The organism is Streptomyces sp. NPDC045899 (assembly GCF_056431485.1).
The window spans coordinates 151183-174934 of the sequence record NZ_JBWKKP010000010.1 but is presented as its reverse complement, the minus strand read 5'-3'; the positions used below and the strand labels follow the sequence as shown (position 1 = coordinate 174934).

Here is a 23752-nt window from a genome sequence, read left to right as displayed (position 1 = left end):
TGGGAGTCATCCGTATGTGCGGAATCACCGGCTGGGCGTCGTTCCGACCGCCCGGCGGCCACGGCGCCACCGCCCGCGCCTCGGTCATCGAGGCCATGACCGCCACCCTCACCCCACGCGGCCCGGACGCCGGTGGAGTCTGGCTCGGCGAACACGCCGCGATCGGCCACCGCCGGCTGGCCGTCATCGACCTCACCGGCGGCACACAGCCGATGACCGACCGGGCCGACAGCCCCACCCTGGTGCTCAGTTACAGCGGCGAGGTGTACAACCACCATCGGCTGCGGGCCGAACTGCGCTCCCGTGGCCATGACTTCCGCACTCGCAGCGACACCGAGGTGGTGCTGCGCGCCTACGCCGAGTGGGGCGAGGACGTCGCGGACCACCTGGAGGGCATGTTCGCCTTCGCGGTGTGGGACGCGCGGGCGGAGCGCCTGCTGCTGGTGCGGGACCGGCTGGGCGTCAAACCGCTGTACTGGGCGGCCGTCGACGGCGGTCTGGCCTTCGCCTCCGAGCCCAAGGCGCTGTTCGCGCACCCGGAGATCCGCCCGCGAGTGGACGCCGACGGACTGCGGGAGGCGTACAGCCTGCTGTTCAACACCGGCCCGACGGTGTGGTCCGGGATACGGGAGGTCGAGCCCGGCGGACTGCTGGTTCTGGACCGGGGCGGTATCCGCGAACGCCGCTACTGGGAGCTGGAGGCCCGCGCCCACGGCGACGGCCGGGACGAGACGGTCGAGCGGTTCGGCGAGCTGGTCGGCGGAGCGACCCGCGGACAGCTGGAGGCCGACGTACCGCTGTGCTCCCTGCTGTCCGGCGGTATCGACTCCACCGTTCTGACGGCCCTGCTCGCCGATGAACTTCGGCTGCGGGAGGGGCCGTCGGGCCGGATCCGCTCCTACGCCGTCGACTACAGCGACCAGGCCGAGGAGTTCACCGGGGACGTCCTGCGGACCGGCCATGACACCCCGTTCGCCACCGAGGCGGGTGCCTTCATCGGCACCGACCACAGCACCGTCGTCCTCGATCCGCGTGCCCTGCTGGATCCCGAGCACCGCAAGGCGGTCGTGGCGGCCCGTGACTCGCCCATCGGTGTCGGTGATATGGACACCTCGCTCTACCTGCTGTTCGGAAGGATCCGCGAGCACTCCACCGTCGCCCTGTCCGGCGAGGCGGCCGACGAGGTCTTCGGCGGCTACCCCTGGTTCCACAGCCCCAAGGCGCTGGCCGCGCGGACCTTCCCCTGGCTGCTGGTGACCGGGGACGAGGCCGCGATGCCGCTCAATCCCGAACTCGACCTGCGCATCGGCGAGTTCCGCGACGACACCTACCGGGACGCGCTGGCCGCCGTACCGCATCTGGATGACGAGACACCCACCGAGCACCGGCAGCGTGAGATGCAGCATCTGTCCCTGACCCGCTGGCTGCGCCAGCTGCTGCACCGTAAGGACCGGCTGAGCATGGCGCGGGGCCTGGAGGTGCGCGTCCCCTACTGCGACCACCGGCTCGTGGAGTATGCCTTCTCCACCCCCTGGGCACTGAAGAGCTTCGACGGCCGCGAGAAGAGCCTGCTGCGCGCTGTGGGCACCGGTCTCGCCCCCGAGTCGGTGCTCCGCCGGCCCAAGAACCACTACCCGGCCACCCACCACCCCGACTACAACCGTGGCCTGCAGAACATGGCCCGTGACGCCCTGGCCGATGGGACGGTTCGCTCCCTGGCCGACGAAACGCTCGTCAAGCCCTGCCTCGACACGCCTCCTGACCAGCTCCAGTGGGGCCACCGGCTGCGTCTGGAACGCGTCGTGGACCTCGCCCTGTGGCTTGATCACCACCAGCCCGAACTCGCCCTCTGAGGAGCCCCGCTCATGACACTCCAGGAACCGCGGACGGCCACCGGCGCCACCATGCCCGAGCCGGTGCCGCTGATGGGCTGCCCGTACAAGGCCGACCCCTATCCGCTGTACGAACGGATGCGCGAGGCCGGTCCGGTCCACCGCGTCCTGTTTCCCAGCGGCGTGCAAGCGTGGCTGGTCACCGGCTACGAGGCGGCTCACGCCGCGCTCAACGACGACCGGCTCGGCAAGAACCACGACCGTGGCAACGAGCGCTGGCGCGCCCGTGCTTCGATCATGCCCGAGCCACAGCACTCCCAGCTCCAGGTCCACCTCCTGCACCAGGATCCGCCCGAGCACACCCGGATGCGGCGCTTCGTCACCGACGCGTTCACCCCTCGCCGTGTCGAAGGTCTGCGACCCCGCTTCCAGGAACTGGCCGACGCCCTCATCGACGAGCTGCCCGCGGCGGGCCCCGCCGACCTGGTGGCGGGCTTCGCCGCGCACTTCCCGTTCCAGGTGCTCGCCGAGGTGATCGGGCTGCCCGCGGAGCTGGCGGCGCGCTTCGAGCGGGACTGGGGCAAGGTCGTCCAGCCGGTCGGGCCCACGGACCCGGGCCGTCCGGTGTACGAGGCGAGACTGCACGGCTTGCAGGGCTATATCGCCGATGTCGTCGCCCACAAGCGCGACCACGGGGAGGACGACCTTCTCAGCCGCCTGGTCGTGGCGCGGGACCGCCGTGAGCTGTCCCAGGAGGAACTGGACTCGATGATCTTCCAGCTGCTGGTGGCGGGGCAGGAGCCGGTCACCAACCAGATCACCACCGCCCTGGTCACCCTCTTCCGCCACCCCGGGGAGCTGGCACGGCTACGCGACACCCCGGAGCTCATACCCCGCGCGGTGGATGAACTCCTGCGCTACGACAGCGCCTTCGAGCTCACGACCTGGCGCTTCTTCGACAAGGACAGCGATCTGCACGGTCGCGGGGTACCGGCAGGGGACTCGGTGATCATCTCCTTGTGCGCCGCCAACCGGGACCCGCGGCGCTTCAGCGATCCCGACACCCTCGACCTCGAACGGTCGCCCAACCCCCATCTCGCCTTCGGCCACGGGGTCCACTTCTGCCCCGGTGCCGCACTCGCCCGCGCTGAGCTCCAGATCGCGCTCCGTACCCTCCTCGACCGTCTCCCCGGTCTGCATCTGGCCGTCGACGACGGGGAACTGGAGTGGACCCCGGCGGTCCTCGGCCGGGGCACCCTCCGCCTGCCCGTCGGCTACGACCAGCGCCTCTGACGCCGGAAGCGGGCCAGCCGCGCCGTCCGGCCCGCTTCCGCCGACCGCCCCCCCCAGCCGTCCCACGCCGCCCGGTCGCGTCCGCCGCGGCGCCATGCCGTCATGCCCCCACGCACCAGGAGGAACGACCATGCCGTTCACGACCGCGCCGGAGAACCTCGCCACGGAGACCAGCGCCGCGATCCTGGACCTGCTCCTGCCGCACCACCGCACGACCGAGCCGGTCCGCACCTCTGCCGAGGCGTTTCCGCACCAGCTCCGCCAGATCAGCGAACACGTCTGCGAGGGGGCGCCCATCACCTTGACCCTCCCCGGATTCCCCTGTAAGTCCCCCAACCCCGCGAAGGTCCTCGGTCACCTCCCCGATATGGGCGAGCGCGTCTCCCTCACCTTCCTCGATGCCCTGTGCGCCGAGATCGAGAGGGTCCATCCGCCCGGCGCACACATGGTCATCTGCTCCGACGGCCATGTCTTCGGCGACCTCATCGGCGTCACCGACGAGCACATCGACGCCTACGCGGACGAACTCCGCGCCCTCATCCGCCGACTGGGTCTGGAGCGGCTGTCCGTCTTCGACCTGCGGGACGTCCTGGGCGACCTCCCGCACGACGCCAAACGCGCCCACGTCGACGCGGCGTACGCCCCCTCCGTGGAAGCGCTGCGTGCCGAGGTCCGTGCGGACGGGAACACCCTCGCGCTCTACCGCGGCATCACCCGCTTCCTCGTCGAGGACACCGCCGACTACCCGGGCACCCGCTCGGCCCTCCAGCGCGAGTGCCGGCAGCGGGCGTACGGCGTCATCCAGCGCAGCCGCGCGTGGGGTGATCTCATCGCCGACCACCATCCCGGCGCCGTACGCCTGTCCATCCATCCGCAGCCGGTCGGCGCCGCCAAATTCGGCATCCGCCTCCTCGACGCGCCCGATGCCTGGACCACCCCGTGGCACGCGTCCGCCCTGCGCCGCGCCGATGGCACCTGGACCCTCATGCCACGTGCCAGAGCGGCGCAACAGGGGCGACTGGTCTCACGGGACGGCAGACCGAGCCACTTCGTCCAGGACCGCCCCGTGGGACCGCGCCCGGAACGGTAGGCGCCACCGGCATCTCCGCCCGTGGCGGCGCGCCGGAGTCCCGGGGTGAGGCCCTACGCCGTGGGCCACCACGGCGCGGTGGCGTCCCGCAGTGTGTTGGTGCCGCAGTGCACCTCGCCCATGCCGATGTGGTACGTGTACCAGTCGTCGATGTAGGAGGTGGTGAAGCCCGCCTTCGCGTACACGGAGTTCACGGCCTTGGTGAAGATGTCCCGGCCGCCGATGACCGGGCCCCACTGCTGGGGCACGAGGCAGCGCGTCGGGCTGAGCAGGAACTGCCAGTACTCTTCAATTGCAAGTTATGTGCAATAAGAGAGGTGGTGGGATGAGCGCATCCCCGCTGGTGGTACTGGGGATCGAGTCGTCGTGCGACGAGACCGGCGCCGGTCTGGTCCGCGAGGGCCGTCTGCTGGGGCACGCGGTCGCCTCCAGCATGGACGAGCACGCCCGCTTCGGCGGTGTGGTGCCCGAGATCGCGGCCCGCGCCCATGTGCACGCCTTCACCCCGGTGGTCCGCACCGCCCTCGACGAGGCCGGACTGACCCTGTCCGACATCGGCGCCGTCGCGGTGACCACCGGACCGGGCCTGTCGGGCGCCCTCCAGGTCGGCCTCGCCGGAGCCAAGAGCCTGGCCTACGCCCTGGACATACCCCTGTACGGGGTGCACCACCTGGCCGGACACGTCGCCGCCGACACCCTCGAACACGGACCGCTGCCGGACCCCTGCGTGGTCCTCATCGTCTCCGGCGGCCACACCTCACTGCTGCTCGTCCGGGACCTGGCCCGGGACCCGATCATCCACCTCGGCGACACCCTCGACGACGCGGCAGGGGAATGCTTCGACAAGGTCGCCCGGGTCTTCGGCCTCCCCTACCCCGGCGGCCCGGCCATCGACCGCACCGCCCGCCGGGGCGACCCGCACGCCGTGGCCTTCCCCCGCCCGCTGACCGGACCGCGCGACGACCCGTACGCCTTCTCCTTCTCCGGCCTCAAGACCGCCGCCGCCCGCTGGGCCGAGGCACACCGGGACCGACAACTCCCGGTCGCCGACGGCGCCGCCGCCCTCCAGGAAGCCATCGCCGACGTCCTCACCCGCAAGGCCGTCGCCGCCTGCACCGCACACGACGTGGACACACTCGTCGTCGTCGGCGGCGTGGCCGCCAACTCCCGCGTACGGACACTGGCCGAGGAACGCTGCGCCACCGCCGGGATCACCCTGCGGGTACCACCGCTGAAACTGTGCACCGACAACGGCGCGATGATCGCCGCCGTCGGCGACCTCCTGGTCCGGGCCGGGGCCGAACCCGCGCCGCTGGACGTCTCCATCGACCCCTCGGCACCCCTGGAGTACGCCGCCCTCCACCCGGTCGCCCGTCCTCCGGCCACCCGGCCCCGGCACCTCGCCGTGGCGGGATGACTCCCCCGACGCTCCCGAGGTCAGGTTCACCGCAGTCCGAAGCAGGGCTGCCAGAGCCGTGGGACGTCGGGGTGGGCGGCGCTCAGCAGGGCCAACAGCGGGCCGGTGGCGTCCGCCAGTGGTCCCGCGGGCCGGATGCCGAGTGCGCGCAGCCGGGGCAATCGCTGCCGCAGCCGGACGCTGAGCCCGTCGCGGAGGGTGGCGGCGGCCGGGAGCCCGGCGTGCCGGGCGAAGGCGTCGGCCACGGCGAGAACACCTCCCGCACCATGGCAGAGGCCCAGCAGATCGGACGGATCCTCGCCGTGGAGATGGAACTCCGGGTCGTAGTGGTCGGCCAGGGTGGTGAACGCGTCGGCCGCCCAGACGGCCGACCGCCGGTCGCCGAGCGCGTCGGCGGCGTCCCAGACCGCCCAGGACACCCCGGGGTTGCCGTAACACCATGCCTGCCGGGCGCGGGCCCCCGGCGGCGGGGGGGGCCGTGCCGTTCCACGTCGTCCCAACTGCGGACGGCCCGGGCGTCGTCGAAGGACTGACCGATCAGCCACCGGGTGGTGTTGCCGCAGCGCGCGGACGGTCGCGGGCTCCGGGCCCACCGTACGGACCAGGGCGGTCAGCGCGGCGGTGAGGCCCGCCACACCGTGTCCCATACCGGTGTTGATCCGGCCTTCGAGCCAGCCCGGTCGAGGATGGCCGGCGTATCCGGCGACCCGCAGACCCGCAGGCCCGGCGGCTTGTGCATGAAGAAGAAGTTGACGGCCGCGCCCGAGACGAGCAACGAGGGCGCCACGTCCGCGAGTCGCCGGTAGAGCCCGGCCCGGCCGTCCGCACCACAGGGGATGTTGCACTGCACCCACCCCGATCCGGGCCGGTCGTCCGGCAGGGCCGCCAGACCGGCCGCGAGGAACGTCCGCCGGGCGGCGGGGTATCCGGGCCCCGTCCCGGAGAACGGAAACAGTGCCCAGAGAACCGTCTCGCGCATCGTCGGAACAATCCCTCAGTAAATCGAAGACGGACAGCATCTCATCCCTCCCCACAGGGTTCTTGGATATGACGGGTAATCAGCCGGAAGTGCGTCGGCAGTTCGGAACTTCCCCCCGGCCAAAGGAAGTTAATACCGCCCTGCCATTCCTCGTATCGTCGGCCGGGAGCGCGCTCCGCGCAGTCGGGTGCGCGGGAGATCACACCCTTGTTCCCCCTGAGTCCTCCAGCGCGCGACCGGACCGCGATCTCGAAGAATCCCCAGGTGAGAATTGAGGTGCGGGCGAGTTGTGCTCTTGGCGGGGGCGGTTGCACGCCCACAGCAGGCACCGCGGGGACGGTGGCGAGGAGGAATGACGGGAACGGCGCCCGAGGGCGGAGGGAAATCCCGGAGTCGCCCTCGACCGTTCTTCCAGCCGGATTGAAAAGGCCCGGTTTGCGGCCGGTGCTTTTTCTGTGATGTCACCGCGCTCTGTCATTTCCCGGACACGGCTCGACCGCGGAACGGCAGGAACCCACGGCCTTTCCGAATTCCCGGCACCGCCGCTCGGCTCGCACCGGCGCCGCGCGGGCGCCCACCGCGGCCCCCGGGTGGCCGCCGCCCACCGCACCGACGGCGACCGGACCAAGAAAGGTGTTGACCCGCCCCTGACAAGTCAAGATTCCCGTGGCACCCTGCCCACGCAGGTCTGTCCGCACCGCTCTTCGTTCCCCCACCCTGCCCGGACCCCATCCGTCCCGGCACGGCAGAAGGAGTCATGCGTGAGACGCCATCGCACCGCCACGGGAGTTCTGCTGGCCGTCGGAGCCCTGCTCACCGGCGGCCTCCTCAGTTCGACCGCGGCCACCGCGGCATCCTCCGGACCGGCCGGACCGGCCTCCGGGCCCTCGGCGGCGGCCCACACCGCCTCGTCCGCCGAACAGCAGAAGGCCCGCGCCTTCTGGACCCCCGAGCGGATGCGCTCGGCCACCCCGCTCGATCTGCTGCTGAGCTCACGGGCCACCACCCGCCTCAAGACCCCCGAGACCGGCGGACGGTCGACGACCGTCGCCCCCACCGCCGCACCCACCGCCTTCCCGCAGGCCGGTGGCCCCTGGACCGGCGGCGGAAGCGTCGTCACCACCTCGGGCCGGGTCTTCTTCACCTTCCAGGGACGTACCGCCTCCTGTACCGGCAACGCCGTGACGAGTCAGAACGCCAGCACCGTCATCACCGCCGGACACTGTGTGAAGTACCAGGGCAGCTGGCACACCAACTGGGTCTTCGTGCCCGCCTACAACAACGGCAACGCGCCGCACGGCCAGTGGGCGGCGGCCAAGACGCTCACCACCCCGCAGTGGGAAGCGACGGAGGACATCAACAACGACATCGGCGCGGCGGTCGTCGCCCCGCTCAACGGCCAGAAGCTCACCTCGGTCGTCGGCGCCCAGGGGATCCAGTTCAACGGCGGCTACAACAAGCAGATGTACTCCTTCGGCTTCCCGGCCGCCGCCCCGTATGACGGCACGAAGCTCATCTACTGCAGCGGCAACAGCACCAAGGACTTCCTGTTCACCCAGGACCACGGGCTCGGCTGCAATATGACGGGCGGCTCCAGCGGCGGCCCCTGGCTCACCGGCTTCAACGAGTCCACCGGTACCGGGGTGCAGGTCTCCGTGAACAGCTTCGGCTATGTGTTCTGGCCGAACCAGATGTTCGGCCCGTACTTCGGTGACGTCGCCAAGGCCCTCTACGAGAAGACACAGACCTCCTGACGGCCGACGCGGCTCCGGCCGCGAGGGCGCTCTCAGGTGCCGGGGGGTCGCGATCCGTGTCGCGCATGCGGCCGGCCGCGACCCCGACGGCTCACACCGGACCGCTGACCACTCCCGGTCAACCCGGTCACGCGGAAGACGGAAGGCGGAAGGCGGAAGGCGGGGCAACCACTGTCCGGGTCCAGGTGTCACACAGGTGAATCAGCGCGGCGGACACCTGGACTCCCGCCGCCCACCTGACGAGTTGGAGCTCCCTTGCCCCTCCGCGCACGCACCCTCGCCGTCGCCGCCACCGCGACCGTCCTGGCCGCCACCGGCCTCACCCTTCCGTTCGCGGCGACCGCGGCAGCGGCCCCCGCCGACGCGCCGGCCACCAGTGACTTCAACGGCGACGGCTACGCCGACCTGGCCGTCGGCGTGCCCAGCGCCACCGTCGGCGGCAAGGCGAAGGCCGGATATGTGAGCGTCGTGTTCGGCGGCGCAGGCGGCCCCGGGCCGCACGGCACCGCGCGTATCACGCAGTCCGCCGCCGAGGTGCCGGGCACTCCGGAGGCCGGTGACCGCTTCGGGGGCTCCGTCGTCTCCGCGCACATCGACGACGACGCCTACGCCGACCTCGTGATCGGTGCTCCCGGCGAGGACATCGGCGCCGCGACGGACGCCGGGTCCGTCACGGTCCTGTACGGCGGCCCCGACGGCTTCGGCGAGGCCAACACCGCGGCCCGCGGGGAGACGTCCCGGGCCGCCTACGGAAACGCCCTCGCCGCGGCCGACTTCACCCGTGACACCGATGTCGACCTGGCGATCGGCGGCAAGGACCGGGTCGTCGCCAACTACAACCCGCTCGCCGACCGGACCGAGCCCCTCATGGGCGACCACATGGGCGGCCGCGCCCCGGTCATGACGACCGGCGACTTCGACTCCGACGGCCGCCCCGAGCTCGCCGTCACCTTCTACACCCGGAACCAGCCCTACACCCAGTCCCATGTGCAGCTCTTCCACTACCGCACGGAGGAGCACAGGTTCGGCCTGAGCTGGAGCAGTGACAACAGCGCCGCCGACGCCCTCGCCGCGGGCGACTTCAACGGGGACGGCCACGACGACCTCGCCCTCGGCAACTGCCGCGAGATCGCCGACGAGAACATCGACGACCCGTGCGGCCCGGAGGAGCTCGCCAGGGGTGGCGGCATCCATATCCACTACGGGGACGGCCGCGAGCCCGTATGGGAGGGGCAGACGCTCAACCAGGACACCCCGGGCGTCCCCGGTGCCGCCGAGACCGGCGATGACTTCGGCAGCGCCCTCACCGCCGCGGACGTCGACGGTGACGGCAAGGACGACCTCATCGCGGGCGCTCCCGGCGAGGCCATCGGCACCGCGGCGCGGGCGGGCGGCGTCACCGTCCTCAAGGGCGGAGCGAAGGGCATCCTGGACGCGCGGGGCGCCGCCGACGCGGTCGCGTACCAGCAGAACTCGCCCGGCATCCTGGGCATCGCACAAGCGGGTGACACCTTCGGCGCGGCGCTCGCCACGGGCGATCACAACGGGGACGGCGTACCGGACCTGTCCGTCGCCGCACCCGGCGAGAACTCCGCCGCGGGCGGTGTCTGGGACCTGCCCGGCGCGGCGGCGGGCGGCTCGGTCGTCACCCCGAATTCCCTCGGGCTGCCCGCCTCCGCCGACCCGCCGGCCTACGGAGCGGTGCTCGGCCGCTAGGCCGTGGCGCGGGCCCGCCGCCCGGACCAGTGGTTCCGGGCGGTGGGTCGTGCGGATGACGCGGATCAGGTGCGGTAGGCGTAGTACGCGGCGTTCGGGTACGACGCGATGACGCTCGCCACCGACCGGCGGTAGGTGTTGGTCGAGTGGTACGTCAGGTACGGCACGCCCTGCGGGCTGCGGTACGTGACGATCATGGTGTGGTCCTTGGACCCGTCCTTGTCGAAGTCCACCTGGAGCACATCGCCGACGTCCATCTGGTAGACGTTGGCGAGGCTGGTGACGCGCTTGGAGTTCAGCGCGAACCACGACCACTCGTTGACACCGACGAACGAGTCCGACTGGATGTCGGCGTTGCCGAACCACTTGGTGTAGTCGTACACGTAGCCGGGCTTGTGCTTCCAGCCGCCCGCCTTGAGGGACTGGCTGACGAAGTTGGTGCAGTCACCACCGGCGCCGTGCCCGTTGAAGTTCGGGTAGGCCGGGTTGTAGTTGCTCCAGTACTTCTCCGCGTACGTGGCCATCGCCTTGTAGTTGTACGTACCGGAGCTGAGGTTCTTCGGCTTGGCGGGCGCCGGCCGGGTGGTCGCGGCGCGCGGGGCCGACGGCATGTCGCCGTCGGCCGCGACGGTGGCCACCTTCGGCTTGACCGTCTGGTTGACGGCCAGGTAGCTGTCGTCGGTCTCGCGGATGGCGGTCAGCCGCCACTCGCCGTCCTCGTTGGCCCGGAAGGTCAGCTTATGGTGCGCCTGGAAGCCGGTCGTCTTCGGCTCATCGCCGCGGACCTTCTTGTACTCCAGCTTCGTGGTCTCCGTCACCGTGACGACGGCCTTGGCGCCCTTGACCCGGGTGCGGTCCAGCGTGACGGTGGTGCCGCCGGAGCTGTACTTCTCGCCGTACTTCGCGAGACGGTCCTTGCGGTCGCCGAGCCGGCCCAGGGCGCTGCCCTCGGTGCGGGCGCTCCCGGAGGAGAGCGCGACCTTGCCCGAGAAGCCGTCCGTCAGCGGACCCTTCTTCTGGCCCGGCTTGTCGAGCAGCGCGTTGGTGCGGTCGGTGAAGACCGCGTCGGCCAGGCGCTGGAAGGTGGCCTTGGTCTTGGCGTCCACCTCGGGCTCGTTCGTGGTGGACGCGCCCGCGCTCCAGCTGGGCAGCAGCGCCGCCCCCGCGACGACCGAGGCGGCCGCCGCCGTGAGTATCGTGACCCGGCTCCGCGTCCGGCTCAATTTTCTTGACTTCACTGAAGATTCTCCTCTTTGCCCCGGCGCAGGTATACCGAGATAGGAGGAATCTTGCACGCTCTGTGTGGCTGGCGTGAAGGGGGAGCCCCCCTAGCCGTGCGGGAGTTACCCGACCGTCACCATAGGCGTTCGCGAGCCCGCCTCAGCGGGTGAGCGGGGCCTGGTGCACGGACAGCCCATGCGACCGCGGCAGACGCACATCGGCGGGCACCAGGTCGCCTGGGCCGAGGCGGATCACATCGCCCCAAAACCAACTCGGCCACCGGGGGCTCGCGTTCCACCGGCGGCTCGTCCGGGTCCGCGCGGCGGACCACGGTGTCCGTGCCCCAGGAGGGCCCGCGCCTGGCCGCCTTCTCTCCTTCCGCCCCGGTCGTCATCACCGCGTTCGCGCCGCCCCAGTCCCGGACGGCCCGCCGGGGAGCCAGGGGGCTCCGGGCGCCACGGGGAGTGACACACTCCGGGCACAGAGTCATCGGCGCGGCCGCATCCGTTCGATGATCGGGCAGCCGGTTAGGGAGAACCCCTGATGCCCACCCTCTCTCCCTCTTCCTACGCTGAACGCACAGGCCCTTCTCATGGGCCCCGAGGCCGCGGCGAACACTCGCCGACCCCTCACAGGAACGGTGGTCTACCCGAAATGCTCCGTCTGGGTCTGCTCGCTGGACTGTTCGCAGAGATCCTCCTCTTCCTCGCCATGCTCATCGCGGTGAAGCTATGACGTCCGCGCTGTTCCCGCTGCCGAGGCGGTCGCTTCCCGGCCGGTGCGTCCGGCGGCGCGGCGCCAGGAGGTGGCGGATCAGCGCGACCGCGGCCAACAGCGCGACGAGCGCGCACACCCCCGCCCAGCCGGTCCGGCCCCAGGCCCGGACACCGAGCAGACAGACGAGGTTCACCGGGTCGGGCCCGTGGCGGTCCACCAGGCGGCCGGCGAACGGGGTGCAGAGCATGGTCGCCGCGCCGACCAGGGCCAGCGCTCCGACGGCCCGGGGCTCAGCCCGTAGGCCGGACCGGACAGCAGGAACGCCAGACAGGGGGCGGGCGGTGTCCGGCGGACGACGGCGAGCTGTTCCTCGAAGTCCGGTGCGAAACCGGCCGGGATGGGACGTCAGGAAGTCCTGGAGGGTGCGCCGCTGCGCCACCAGGGACATCAGCAGTTCCGTGTCGAGAGCGCCGAGCCCGCCCAGGACGGATCTGCGCCAGGGGAGGTGCAGCGCGGACAGCCCGGGATCCTGCAACACCCGCAGGCTGAGCAGGGGGCAGGTCCTCTACCGGCGCAGCGCCCTCGGCGACCAGCTCACCGCGGGGGCCTGACGCGGGTGTTCCGGTGGCACGGCGTTCAGTGCCGGTCCGGGCCGTCCGCGGAGTCGGGAAGCAGAGGGAACAGCCGCGTGATGAGGGCTGCCGGCCGGGCCCCCTCGGGCCGGGGGAGCAGAGGCCGGAGCTGTGGCCCAGCCGGGCCGCGGCTTCCGTCGTGGTCACGGTGCCGACTTCGGCGAGCAGCTCCGGCAGGGCCGCCGATCTGGCGCGGTGAGCGGGGCGGTCGGCGGCCGATGGCCGGTCACGGCCCGGTGTGCCACGGCCGTCAGGGGGTGACATGACGGGACGGCCCCCGCGGGGGTGCCGGGGGCCGTCGGTCAGCGGGCAGCCGCAGGGGAGTCGGCTGCCCGGGTCCGCGGGACGGGCGGATGCCGCCCGTGGCTCATCAGTCGAGGGCGTTGGCGCTCTCGCTCTGCCAGTAGGTGACCTTCGCGCTGCTGTCGATGTACACCGAGCCGCCGGGCAGCGAGACGGACGTGGCGGAGTCCTCGCCCTCGAGGTACACGCTCAGCTCACTGACCTTCGTACCCTCGCTGCCCGAACCGTCGGCGCTGGAGGTGAGGATGCCCGCGTAGCCCGACTTGCCCGGCGCGAGGGAGACCACCGCCTGCGGCTTGCTCTCCTCGATGACCGGAGTGGCCGCCTGCGCGTCATCGAACCGCAGCGCGGGGAAGCCCGGAAGGTTGCAGGTGACGCCGGAGTTGTTGGTGGCTTCGAGCAGCAGGTGGTTGATCGGCCGGGAGACCTTGGAGGCCGTCATCGTCACCTTGCTGGGATCACAGGTGCCGATCTTGCCACCGGAGCCGCTCTTGCCGCCCTCCTGGGCACCGGCGTCGGCGCCGCCCCCGGCCGTCGTGTCCTGCTTGTCGCCACCCTTGGAGTCGGAACCGGTGTCGGCGGCGGCCGAACTCTCGGCGGAGCCGGAGCGCTTGACGCCACCCCCGTCGTCGTTGTTGCACGCCGCGAGGGTCAGGGCGGCGGCCATCAGCGTCACACTGGCGACGGCGGTACGGACGGTGCGGGCGTTGACGGTGGAGTTCGACATCGGTGGTTCCCCCTGCGGGTCGTATGGGCGGTGCTGCGGTGGTCGTGCGGTCGTCCTGCGGTACGTCTCAAGACTGTCCGGCCCCGCTGGCGTTCGGCTGCCGTACCGCTGCCGCACCGCTAACGCCTCACTAACGCGCCGCGCCTGCGGACCGGCGATCTCCGACCGGACGCCCGCACACGCAACCTCCGCACGTCCCACACCCTCTTCCAGTCCGGCCATGACCGTGCGCACCGGCGCACCCGGTCAGGGCCGCACCCCGGCTGACCGACCCCACGAGGACACACCGCCGTGACCCCCGACGAACACGTCCACCGCAGGCCCGACGATCGCACCGGCCGCCGGCGCGCAACCCCGTCCGTTCGCCGGGGGAACACGGCCGAGGCTGCCCCTGCCGTCCGGGCCGTGGACCGCGCACGGAACACCACATGACGTCCGCCGGCCCCGGGGCCGTCCGGGCCCAGGCCGGAACCGCAGGACCCGTCCGGGCCGTCGTCGCTCCTCGCGCGGCCGGCCTCGGTGCACACGATCGACTGGGGGCAGACGTGCCGGAACTCGAACTGCATGCCAATGGACGCACCTGGACCCTGGACGCGGCCCGGAGTTACACCATCGGGCGCGACCACCAGGCCGACATCTCGTTCATCGACCGCCGGGTCTCCCGGCGGCACGTGACGATCCGCTGCGACGCCGGGACATGGGTCATCGAGGACCTCGGCAGTGCGAACGGCACGTTCGCCGAGGGACGCCGTATCCAGCGGATCGAGATCGGCCACGGTTCGATCGTCCGGCTGGGAGACGTCACCACCGGTACGCGGCTGGACTTCACCGGGGCCCCGTCGGCGGTGAACGGCGGCCAGGGCCGCGCGGCGGCGCACCAGGGCGAGGCCGCCCCCGCCACCGGCCCGCGTGCCTCGGACCCCTCCGCCCCGTCCGGCCCCTCGGCCTCCGGTCCGCGGACCCCCGCGCCAGGACCGGCAGCCACCCGCAGGGCCCCGGCGCCGGGCCCAGCCCCGGCGGCCTCCGGCACGCGGCCGCCGCGCGAGCCGTGGCCCGCCGCGGCTACCGGTCCCGGGCCCGAGCACGAGCACGAGGCGGCCCCCGGCGACGGCCTGTTCCGGCCGGTCCCCCACCCCCACGCGGCCGACCTCACCAGTGCCGCGTTCGTCGGGGCCCTCGCGGGCACGGCCGGCGCCCAGGCCCCCCACCGGCCCGACGGGGACGCGCACGGCCCCCGTGGTGCCGCCGCGGCCCTCTCCTTCGACCGGGACCCCTCCGGCGTCCACCGGCTCTCCCTGGGACAGCGGCTGCGCATCGGCCGCGCCCCGGAGAACGAACTCGTGGTCGAGGGTCCGTATGTCTCCCGCCACCACGCGGAGTTCCAGCCCCTGCCCGGCGGGCGCTACGAGATCGTCGACCTCGGCAGCCACAACGGCACCTACGTCAACGGGCAACCCGTGTCCCGCCAGGTCATCGGCCCGGACGACATCGTCGGTGTCGGCCACTCCACCTTCCGTCTCGTCGGGGACCGGCTGGAGGAGTTCGTCGACACCGGTGAGGTCTCCTTCGCCGCCCGGAGCCTGACGGTGACCGTCGGGCGCGGCAAGACCATCCTGGACGACGTCTCCTTCGGCGTCCCGGAGAAGTCGCTGGTGGCGGTGATCGGGCCGTCGGGCTCCGGGAAGTCCACGCTCCTGCGCGCGCTCACCGGCTACCGGCCCGCCGACCGCGGCAACGTCCTCTACGACCACCGCGACCTCTACACGCAGTTCGCCGAGTTGCGCCGCCGGATCGGCCTCGTTCCGCAGGACGACATCCTGCACAAGGAACTGACCGTCGACACCGCCCTGAAGTATGCCGCGCGGCTCCGCTTCCCCGGGGACACCAAGGCCGCCGAGCGCAGCGCCCGGATCGACGAGGTGCTCCAGGAGCTGAAACTCGACGTCCACCGGGACAAGAAGGTCGCCTCGCTCTCGGGTGGCCAGCGCAAGCGGGTGTCCGTCGCGCTGGAGCTGCTGACCAAGCCCTCGCTGCTCTTCCTCGACGAGCCCACCTCCGGTCTCGACCCGGGCCTGGACCGCGATGTCATGCAGCTGCTCCGGGGGCTCGCCGACGACGGCCGCACCGTGCTGGTGGTGACCCACTCCGTCGCCGAACTGTCCCTCTGCGACCGGGTGCTGGTCATGGCGCCCGGCGGCTCCGTGGCGTACTTCGGCCCCCCGGCGGACGCGCTGGACTTCTTCGGCCACGACAGCTGGGCGGATGTCTTCTCCGCCTTCGAGAACCACCGCGAGGACGACTGGGGCGGGCGCTGGCGCACCTCCCGTCAGTACGACCGGTGCGTCGCCGAGATCGACGCGGCCGTACCGGCGCAGCAGCCGGGCGCCCGCCCGGCCCAGCCGGCCGCACGGATCCGGCAGCCCAAACCACAGCGCTGGAGCGGCCAGTTGTGGACGTTGATCCGCCGCTATCTGTCGGTGATCGCCTCCGACAAGGGCTTCATGGCGCTGATGATGCTGGTCCCGGCCGTACTGGGCGGGGTGAGCTGTCTGATCCCGGCCATGTACGGTCTCGCCCCGCCACCGCCCGACAGCAGGTTCCGCTACAACCAGGAGGCGGGGACCATCCTGCTGGTGCTCGTCGTCGGGATGTGCTTCTCCGGCGCGGCCAACTCCGTCCGTGAATTGATCAAAGAACGGGTGATCTACGAACGGGAACGGGCCACGGGTCTGTCCCGGTCCGCCTATCTGATGTCGAAGGTGATCGTCCTCGGTCTGATCACCGCCGTGCAGGGCGTCGTCATCTGCGCGATCGGCTTCTCCGTCCACCAGCTCCCCGCCCGGGGGCTGCTCATGCCCACGGCCGTCGAGGTCTGTGCGACGGTCTGCGCACTGGGCTTCACCTGCATGATGTTCGGCCTGGTCATCTCCGCGCTGGTGCGGACCCCCGAGAAGACCATGCCGCTGCTGGTGATGTTCGCCGTCGTCCAGGTGGTCTTCACCGGTGTCCTCTTCAAACTGTTCAACTCCCCCGGTATCGAGCAGCTCGGCTGGCTGATGCCCGCCCGCTGGGCGGTAGCGGGCGCCGGAACCACCCTCGACCTCGGGCACACCATGCCGCCCTGGAACCTCGACAAGCCGGATGACATCGACCCGCTGTGGGCCCACACCGTCACCCAGTGGGCCGTCGACCTCGGGATACTCCTGGCACTCGGCCTGCTCTGCGGCTTCGCCGTGACCCGACTGCTGCGTCGGCACGAACCGGAAGTGATGCGCGACTAGGCCCTCCGGGCGTCCCGGTACCGGTCCCGGGTCTCGGGGCACCGCTGGAACCCCGCTGCCTCATAGGTGGCGACGGCACCGACGTTGGAGCTCGGGGTGCAGACCATCGCGCTCGACGAGCCCAGCTCCCGGAGCGCGGCCGCCGCGGCCACGGAGATCGCCTCGCCGTGGCCGCGACGGCGATGGTCCCGGTGCACGCCCATCGGTTCGAGCAACCCGGGTCTGCCGGGACCGGCCGACCACACCGCCACCGTGGCCACCGGGGTGTCCTGGTCGTCATACGCGACCAGACACCGGGCGTCGGCGAACGGCACTCCGGCCGCCATCGTGTGCCATCCCTCGTCGGTGAACCTCGATCCGTCGAACGCCGCCCGGTGGACGGCGGCGAACACATGCGCCCGTTCCGGCCCGGCCACCTCGATCCGCACACCCGGGTCCGGCACCGGCTCCGTGAGGTCACGGCGCAGCGGCGTCCACGGCTCGTCGGCGCCCCAGCCGGCCTCGCACAGCAGATCGTGGACCAGCGAGCCCATCGGCGCCTCGACGTTCGCCTTCCCCCGGGGCAGTACACCGCGCTCCGGGTCGATCACGTCCTGGACCACCTGAAGTGCCAGTTCCTCGTCCCGCTGGGCGCCGGGCGCCATCGCCAGCCGCAACAGCCCGGGACCGTCCAGCAGTCCCACGGCGAGCGTCCGTCCGCGCCGGCTCCACGTCCTGACCGCCGCGGAGGTGGCCTCCGCGCCCGACCGCCAGAACCAGCCCAGGTCCCCCGGATGCAACTGCGTCGGCGCTCCGTCGTACTGCCACTCCCGCAGCACGCCCACGGCCTCGCTCAGCGCGTCGGCTCCCGGCGTGCCCAACTCCATCGCCATACCGCCGATCACACACCACCGCGCCGACCGTCCGCACCTGGTTTCCGAGTACCAACCCGGCCCGGCCACCGTCCGGTTGTCACCGGTGAGTCACCCCCGCCGACGGCCCGGCCGGGGGCGAGGGCAACCGCGTCGTGCCGGTTGCCCCCGCACCGCCGATTCGGGGCGAATCCTGGTTCTCCACCCTGCGGACAACCGGCCGGGGGGAGCGCCGCTCTCTTCTCCATGAAGGCCCTCGAAGCCGCCGGACGGACCGATCCGGCCGCCTTCTCGCCCCCATGGTGCGTGGGTGGCCCATGTCCCGATCCGTACCGCCCCTCGGCACGCCACCGGAGAGTAGTCGCACGATGACCGATTCCCGTATCCACCCGACGCCGTCCGAGAGCATCCGCGCCACCGGCGACCCCGTGGTGCCGAGCAGGCGGGTGCTGGAGTCCGCCGAGGAGTACAACGCGGCACACGGCCACGAGTTGAAGGGCTTCCTCTCCGTCTCGTCCGGCTTCGTGCCCAAACTCCCCACCGTGCGCTCCTTCCCGGCGAGCCACCGGGCGTGGGACGAGGTGATCGCACGTATGCCGGAGCTCTGGAGTACGGTGACGCTCCGCCAGACGCTCCGTGATATGCCGGTACTCGGCGCCGGTCCCGACGACCTGCCCGACGCGTTCGTCTGGCGGGCATCGGTGGCGATGAGCGTCTTCGCCCACGCGTTCGTGCGTGTGGAGGTGCTGCCCGACGGCGGGCTGCCGCCCTCGATCGCCGTGCCCTGGGCGCAGATCAGTGAACGTCTCGACCGTCGCGAACCACATATGTCGTACAACGACCTCATCATCTACAACCACGCGCTGCGCGACGACAGTCTGCCGGACCCCCATCGGGTCGAGAACATGGACTTGCTCGTACCGAGTGTGGACAACCGCGAGGAGAAACGTTTTTACCTGGCACAGGTCGAGATCCTCGCCCGGTCGGCCCCCCTCATCGCCTCGGTGGTGCGCGCCCAGGAGGCCGTGGCGAGCGACGACCGTGACGCCCTCACCGCCGAACTGACGCTGATGCTGCGGATCTGGCGCGACATCACCGAGCTGTCGTTCCGGAAGGTGGACCCCAACCCGCTGTCGGCGACCTACGTCGACCAGGTGGTGTGGGCTTACACCGTCGCCCCGCTGGCCGTGCCGATCAAGGACGGCACGGCGGGGCCGGGCGGCGAGGCGTCCCCGGTCTTCCACCTCATGGACGCCTTCCTCGGCCGGAAGCACAAGGAGTCCCGCCTCGGCAAGGAGGTGGCGGAGCTGCGGACGTGGTTCCCGCCCCACCACATCGCCTTCATCGAGGCCGTGGAGGAGGTCTCGGTGCGCGACTTCGTCGCCGCGAGCGGTGACCGGCGTCTGCAGAACCTCTTCTCCACGCTGTTCGACGCCTACGCCGGTAAGAAGGGCTACCTCGGCACCCACCGGATGAAGGTCTACGGCTTCCTGGAACTGGCGTTCAAGGTCGGCCGGGCCAAGACCATCACGGGCATCGTCGGCGGCTTCAAGGAGCAGCAGTGGAAGACGCTCGACGAGATCCTGGAGGAGACCCGGCTGGAACGCTACCGGGAGCTGCCGCCGCACGTTCAGCACGCGCGCATCAGCAGCCGGACACCGGCCGCCGAGGAGGGTGATGTCACCCACGTGGTGCTGGACGCCTCCGGGACCGGTGCCCTCTACCGTCCCGGTGACCGGTGCGGCGTACTGCCCACCAACCGGCCGGAGAGCGTCCGGGCCACCCTGGAGGCACTGGGCGCCACCGGCGAGGAGGAGGTACCGCTGACCACCGCGTGGCGGGAGGCGGTCCGTTACCGCGCCCGGCATCCGCTGGCCACGGACACCCTGCCGCTGCGGACCTTCCTGTCGTACGCCAGACTCCGTCCGCTGACCGCCGGTCTGGCCGGGGCACTGCTGGAGATCACCGGATCCCAGGCCCTGCGGGCCGTCATCGGGAGCCGGGGGCTGGACCGGTGGGAGCTGTCCGACGCGCTGGCCGTGCTGTGCGAGGAAGGCCACCCCCTCCACCGGCTGCTGACCGCGGACGTCCGGGACGAGTGGGCACTGGCCCGGATCGTGCCACCGGAGGACTTCCGTATGTACTCGGTCTCCTCGGCCCCGGCACATGGCACCGATGGCACCGGGGAGATGTCCGACGAGGTCCGGCTGACCGTCGCGCGGCTGAGCCACCGGTCGGACGACGACAGCCCGCGCGGCCCGGAGGCCGAACTCCTGGGGACCGCCTCCGGCTACCTCACCTCGGGCTCCCTCATCTCCGGAGACACCGAATCGGCTGGACCGGCGGTGGGGCCGGAAACCGAGGAGGTCCCACTACGACTGGTGCGGCCCAGCCGGTTCGGTCTGCCGCGCGATGCCTCCCGCCCCGTTGTGATGTTCGCCGCCGGGGTGGGCGTCTCCCCCTTCCTGAGCTTCCTCGCACACCGCCGGACCGACCCGGCGGCCGGGCCCAACTGGCTGTTCCTCGGCACCCGTACGCATCGCCACATCTACGGTGAGCCCGAGATCCGCTCGGCGGTGGCGGAGGGCTCACTCGCCCTCTACGCCGCCTTCTCCGCCGAGGACGGCGGTGTGCGCGCGGGATTCGGTGAGCCGGTCCGCACGGTCGAGACCCCCGCCGGACGCCTGCACGAGGTCCTCGCCGACGACCCGGAGGCCCAGCGGACCCTGTGGGACCTGATGCGCAGCGAGGAGGACGGCGGGCAGGGGGCACACTTCTACGTCTGCGGGCGCGCAGAGTTCGCCGGGAGCGTCATGACGGCGCTCAACCAGGTCGCCGCCCGCTTCTCCGGCCCCGGTGAGCAGCCGGAGAACGTACTGCGCCGTCTGGTGGCCGAAGGCCGCTACCTCCAGGACGTGTTCAGCTCGTGGACCCCGTCCGCGGCCGACGGCGCGGTGTACGACATCTCGGAGGTGGCGCGGCACACCACCCCCGGGACCGGGCAGTGGTTGATCATCGACGACGCGGTCTACGACCTGACGGAGTTCCTCCATCTGCACCCCGGCGGGCCGCGCATCCTCACCGAGAACATCGGCCTGGACGCCACCACCGAGTACCGGGCCGTACTGCACCACGAGAACAGCGAGATCGAGGCGATGCTCGCGATGTACCGCATCGGCACCGTCCGCCGCCCGCGCCTCGGCGACCAGCGCGGCACCGCCGTACCCCCGGGCCACGGCCCCGTCGAGGTGTCGCTGGACGAGCTCTACCGCTGCTGGGTCCGTCTGCTGCACCTGCTCACCGCGATGTCCAACGCCCTCGCCAACGACTGGGGTTTCCTGACGCGGGCGATGACCCGCGGGGACGACCCGGAAGGGCTCAACGCGCTGAAGGTGCAGTACGCCTCCAACGCCCACCAGCGCTTCCTGGGCAGCTACTACCAGGCCGTGCTGACGGAGGAACTGCCCACGCTGTGGGCGCTGACCACCGCCCTCGCCGCGCCGCGGGGTCTCGACCGCGACCTCGGCGACGTGCTCACCCGGACCATGTCCGAGCCCGACGCCCTCGCGGCGGCCCGTTTCGCGGAGGACTTCCGGACCGCCTACCGGTCCGTCGACGGCGACCCCGCCGCCGTGGACGAGTCCACCTGGTCGGCACTGCGAACGGTCTGCGAGGAGGTGCGGACGCAGGACCTGGCGTTCCTCGAGGAGTTGCGCGGGGCGATCCGCGACGGCGTCATGGTCTTCGAGGAGCTGGAGTCCCACGCGGCCACCGTCGGCGGCGAGCGGCTGATCGCCGTCCTCGACGCGATACCCGGCCTCGTACGCTTCCACCACAAGTCACTGCTCGGGGCCCTGACCCCGGTCTGGCCCGTCCCGCCGGGCGGAGCCACCGGAGCCTGACGACGCGGCCGTGATGGTGGCGCGCATCGGACCGTCGGGGCGGACCGTGAGGCCGAAGACGGGGGAGGTCGGCGCGGCGTGGAAGGAGGGGACGAAGGCGGGCAGCAGGTGTTCCAGGAGCACGGCCATCTCCCGCACGGCGAACTGCGCGCCCAGGCAGGCCCGCGCACCGATGCCGTACGGGTAGTACGCGCCGTGCCGGGACACGCGGCGGCCTTCGTCGGCGGCGGTGAACCGCTCGGGGTCGAAGCGCTCGGGCTCGGGCCACAGCTCCGGGTCGCGGTGGGTGAGGTACGGGCAGACGAAGATGTCGGTACCGGCCTCGACACGGTAGCCGGCGAGGGTGTCGTCCTCGGTGGCGTGACGGGGGATCAGCCACGCGGGCGGATACAGCCGCAGGGTCTCCGAGGCCAGAGACCGCAAGGCCGTCTCGCGTCCGGGCGAGCCGGCGGCTCCCGCGTCCAGCGCCCGGCGGCGGGCCTCGGGGTGGCGGTCGAGCAGCAGATACAGCCACGACAGGGTGTTGGCCGTGGTCTCATGACCGGCGGCGAGCAGGGTGACCAGCTCATCGCGGATCAGCTGATCGGTGTATTCGGGCCGGGTCTCCCCCGCCTCCACCAGCACACGCAGCAGAGCGGGGCCCTCCGGGCCCGCCTCTCCCCGGCGGGCGGCGGCGATGGCGTGTTCGGCGACGGCGTCGATCCTGGCGAGGTCCGCGGCCACGGTGGCGCGCAGTTCCGCCACGTCGGCCGATGCCGAAGGGGTGGCCGGAAGGGCGGCTCCCACCGCGTGGACGGCGCCGAGTTCACGGTTCGTGGCCTCGTCGAGGGGATGGCCGGTGAGGGAGCGCCAGATGGTGTCCAGGGCGAAGAAGCGCATGTCCGCACCGACGTCGGTCGGCGTGCCGGTGCGGGCGCACTCCGCCCAGCGGTCGGCGGTGCGGCGCGCCGCGCCGACGATCCGCTGCTCGTAGCGGCGGATCCCGGCCCCGGTGAACTCGGCCTGCAGCAGGCGCCGCTGGCGCTTCCACGGTTCCCCGGTGGCCGCGAGCACACCGTCCCCGACGAGTACGCGGGCCCGGTGGGAACGCTTGACGTAACGGTCGGGGTGGAGGGCCAGAACGTGCTGGACCGCCCCCGGGTCGGTGACCAGCACCGTGGGGCGCGGCCCGAGTCGTACCGCACTGACCCCGCCGAGCTCACGCGCCAGGGCCAGCAGGTCGACCACGGCCCCCGAGGACGCGCGCCACCGGGCGAGGGCCGCCGGATCGAGCTCCGGGGGCAGCGGCACGGCACCGGGCCCGGATGACGGGACGGGGACGCCTTGCGGGGCTGTGGTGGCCAATGCGCTCTCCTGCTCGATGGCTGCGTGCGCGAACACGGGACACTGCATGGGACGAGCGGACCTCGGTCGAGGATGTCCTCGGACGTCCGAGGACGTTCCGCCCGGCTTCCCCGGCAAGCTACTACCCACCCGCCGTAAGAACCGCGCCGCGCCACGAGTTGAGCCCCACGGACCCGGAACCGGGGGCGTACGCCGGTGCGTGTGCTGCCCGGCACGCGCATTCCGCGGTTCCGGGTCCGGCACCCTCACTCCTCCGGCAGCACTCCGGGGCGGAACTTCTCGACGCCGACGACACGGTGGACGTGGCGCGGCTCGATGTAGACCGCCACCCGTACCTCACCGGGGATCAGCCAGGGGAACGTCTCGGTGCCGAGGTACTTCTGCGCGAGACGGTCCATGACACGCACGGCCGGCTCTCCCTCGACGAAGCGGACGGCGTGTCCCCGGATCTCCACCCGGTGATACGGGTTCTCGGTGTCCATACAGCACAGGGACACCCGGGGGTCACGCCGCAGGTTCTCCTCCTTGACCCGGCCGGCCGAGGTGTTGATCACTATCAGACCGTCGTCAAGCTCGGCCCACATCGGTGTCAACTGCGGTGACCCGTCCGGATTCAGGGTGGCCACCTGCCAGAACCTCGGTTCGTCGAGCCAGGCTCGGGTGGTCTCGTCCAGTGTGGCAGCCATGGGGTCG

Annotated in this window: 16 protein-coding genes and 1 pseudogene; 8 read left to right on the top strand and 9 right to left on the bottom strand. The window is 71.7% G+C overall.

Annotated elements, in window-relative coordinates; translation table 11 throughout:
- The first annotated feature begins 14 nt into the window (after window positions 1–14).
- The 3 genes from asnB to AC07FT_RS17275 all read left to right on the top strand — a co-directional run bounded on the left by asnB (window position 15) and on the right by AC07FT_RS17275 (window position 4215).
- Window positions 15–1853, top strand: a complete 1839-nt coding sequence (gene asnB / locus AC07FT_RS17285; RefSeq protein WP_479176913.1) for an asparagine synthase (glutamine-hydrolyzing) — start codon at window positions 15–17, stop codon at window positions 1851–1853.
- A gap of 12 nt (window positions 1854–1865) precedes the next feature.
- On the top strand, window positions 1866–3125 hold the full coding sequence (locus tag AC07FT_RS17280) for a cytochrome P450 family protein (RefSeq protein ID WP_479176912.1): 1260 nt from the start codon (window positions 1866–1868) through the stop codon (window positions 3123–3125).
- A gap of 130 nt (window positions 3126–3255) precedes the next feature.
- Window positions 3256–4215: an L-tyrosine/L-tryptophan isonitrile synthase family protein gene (locus tag AC07FT_RS17275; protein ID WP_479176911.1), complete on the top strand. Its 960-nt coding sequence runs from the start codon at window positions 3256–3258 to the stop codon at window positions 4213–4215.
- A gap of 53 nt (window positions 4216–4268) precedes the next feature.
- Here the strand turns inward: AC07FT_RS17275 and AC07FT_RS17270 are convergent.
- A pseudogene (locus tag AC07FT_RS17270) lies at window positions 4269–4487 on the bottom strand (protein-arginine deiminase family protein); the annotation flags it as partial.
- Between the two features lie 53 nt (window positions 4488–4540).
- Between AC07FT_RS17270 and tsaD the strand changes: the two are divergent.
- Window positions 4541–5632, top strand: coding sequence for a tRNA (adenosine(37)-N6)-threonylcarbamoyltransferase complex transferase subunit TsaD (gene tsaD, locus AC07FT_RS17265; RefSeq protein WP_479176910.1), 1092 nt, complete (start codon window positions 4541–4543; stop codon window positions 5630–5632).
- Window positions 5633–5658: 26 nt separating this feature from the next.
- On the opposite strand, the gene AC07FT_RS17260 is transcribed toward tsaD, so the two are convergent.
- Window positions 5659–6279, bottom strand: a complete 621-nt coding sequence (locus AC07FT_RS17260; protein ID WP_479176909.1) for a lanthionine synthetase LanC family protein — start codon at window positions 6277–6279, stop codon at window positions 5659–5661.
- Window positions 6243–6611 (bottom strand): hypothetical protein, encoded by a 369-nt coding sequence (locus tag AC07FT_RS17255; RefSeq protein WP_479176908.1) that lies wholly within the window; start codon window positions 6609–6611, stop codon window positions 6243–6245. The genes AC07FT_RS17260 and AC07FT_RS17255 overlap by 37 nt, the downstream gene beginning before the upstream one ends.
- A gap of 761 nt (window positions 6612–7372) precedes the next feature.
- On the opposite strand from AC07FT_RS17255, the gene AC07FT_RS17250 reads away from it, so the two are divergent.
- Both AC07FT_RS17250 and AC07FT_RS17245 read left to right on the top strand, forming a co-directional pair.
- Window positions 7373–8365 (top strand): trypsin-like serine peptidase, encoded by a 993-nt coding sequence (locus AC07FT_RS17250; protein WP_479176907.1) that lies wholly within the window; start codon window positions 7373–7375, stop codon window positions 8363–8365.
- A 255-nt stretch (window positions 8366–8620) separates the two neighbouring features.
- Window positions 8621–10081, top strand: coding sequence for an FG-GAP-like repeat-containing protein (locus AC07FT_RS17245; protein ID WP_479176906.1), 1461 nt, complete (start codon window positions 8621–8623; stop codon window positions 10079–10081).
- Window positions 10082–10146: 65 nt separating this feature from the next.
- On the opposite strand, the gene AC07FT_RS17240 is transcribed toward AC07FT_RS17245, so the two are convergent.
- The 3 genes from AC07FT_RS17240 to AC07FT_RS17230 all read right to left on the bottom strand — a co-directional run bounded on the left by AC07FT_RS17240 (window position 10147) and on the right by AC07FT_RS17230 (window position 13681).
- Window positions 10147–11304 (bottom strand): amidase domain-containing protein, encoded by a 1158-nt coding sequence (locus AC07FT_RS17240; protein ID WP_479176905.1) that lies wholly within the window; start codon window positions 11302–11304, stop codon window positions 10147–10149.
- Window positions 11305–12017: 713 nt separating this feature from the next.
- Window positions 12018–12554 (bottom strand): hypothetical protein, encoded by a 537-nt coding sequence (locus AC07FT_RS17235; protein ID WP_479176904.1) that lies wholly within the window; start codon window positions 12552–12554, stop codon window positions 12018–12020.
- A 467-nt stretch (window positions 12555–13021) separates the two neighbouring features.
- Window positions 13022–13681 (bottom strand): DUF4232 domain-containing protein, encoded by a 660-nt coding sequence (locus AC07FT_RS17230; protein WP_479176903.1) that lies wholly within the window; start codon window positions 13679–13681, stop codon window positions 13022–13024.
- 545 nt (window positions 13682–14226) lie between these two features.
- Between AC07FT_RS17230 and AC07FT_RS17225 the strand changes: the two genes are divergently transcribed.
- A complete protein-coding gene (locus AC07FT_RS17225; protein ID WP_479176902.1) occupies window positions 14227–16962 on the top strand; it encodes an FHA domain-containing protein in 2736 nt (911 codons plus the stop codon).
- Here AC07FT_RS17225 and AC07FT_RS17220 read toward each other — a convergent pair.
- Window positions 16959–17834: a GNAT family N-acetyltransferase gene (locus tag AC07FT_RS17220; protein WP_479176901.1), complete on the bottom strand. Its 876-nt coding sequence runs from the start codon at window positions 17832–17834 to the stop codon at window positions 16959–16961. The genes AC07FT_RS17225 and AC07FT_RS17220 overlap by 4 nt on opposite strands.
- Before the next feature lie 347 nt (window positions 17835–18181).
- Here AC07FT_RS17220 and AC07FT_RS17215 point away from each other — a divergent pair, with 347 nt between their 5' ends.
- On the top strand, window positions 18182–21715 hold the full coding sequence (locus AC07FT_RS17215) for a cytochrome b5 domain-containing protein (RefSeq protein ID WP_479176900.1): 3534 nt from the start codon (window positions 18182–18184) through the stop codon (window positions 21713–21715).
- Here AC07FT_RS17215 and AC07FT_RS17210 read toward each other — a convergent pair.
- Window positions 21653–22999: a cytochrome P450 gene (locus AC07FT_RS17210; protein WP_479176993.1), complete on the bottom strand. Its 1347-nt coding sequence runs from the start codon at window positions 22997–22999 to the stop codon at window positions 21653–21655. The two genes, AC07FT_RS17215 and AC07FT_RS17210, sit on opposite strands and share 63 nt — an antisense overlap.
- Window positions 23000–23304: 305 nt before the next feature.
- Window positions 23305–23745: a PPOX class F420-dependent oxidoreductase gene (locus AC07FT_RS17205; protein ID WP_254739147.1), complete on the bottom strand. Its 441-nt coding sequence runs from the start codon at window positions 23743–23745 to the stop codon at window positions 23305–23307.
- Window positions 23746–23752 lie beyond the last annotated feature (7 nt).

What these genes read in the sequence shown, in the direction of transcription:
- AC07FT_RS17220 (WP_479176901.1), bottom strand. Translation starts at nt 17,834, where the DNA reads ATGGCGATGGAGTTGGGCACGCCGGGAGCCGACGCGCTGAGCGAGGCC.
- asnB (WP_479176913.1), top strand. Translation starts at nt 15, where the DNA reads ATGTGCGGAATCACCGGCTGGGCGTCGTTCCGACCGCCCGGCGGCCAC.
- AC07FT_RS17280 (WP_479176912.1), top strand. Translation starts at nt 1,866, where the DNA reads ATGACACTCCAGGAACCGCGGACGGCCACCGGCGCCACCATGCCCGAG.
- AC07FT_RS17275 (WP_479176911.1), top strand. Translation starts at nt 3,256, where the DNA reads ATGCCGTTCACGACCGCGCCGGAGAACCTCGCCACGGAGACCAGCGCC.
- AC07FT_RS17255 (WP_479176908.1), bottom strand. Translation starts at nt 6,611, where the DNA reads ATGCGCGAGACGGTTCTCTGGGCACTGTTTCCGTTCTCCGGGACGGGG.
- AC07FT_RS17230 (WP_479176903.1), bottom strand. Translation starts at nt 13,681, where the DNA reads ATGTCGAACTCCACCGTCAACGCCCGCACCGTCCGTACCGCCGTCGCC.
- AC07FT_RS17205 (WP_254739147.1), bottom strand. Translation starts at nt 23,745, where the DNA reads ATGGCTGCCACACTGGACGAGACCACCCGAGCCTGGCTCGACGAACCG.
- AC07FT_RS17215 (WP_479176900.1), top strand. Translation starts at nt 18,182, where the DNA reads ATGACCGATTCCCGTATCCACCCGACGCCGTCCGAGAGCATCCGCGCC.
- AC07FT_RS17260 (WP_479176909.1), bottom strand. Translation starts at nt 6,279, where the DNA reads ATGGGACACGGTGTGGCGGGCCTCACCGCCGCGCTGACCGCCCTGGTC.
- tsaD (WP_479176910.1), top strand. Translation starts at nt 4,541, where the DNA reads ATGAGCGCATCCCCGCTGGTGGTACTGGGGATCGAGTCGTCGTGCGAC.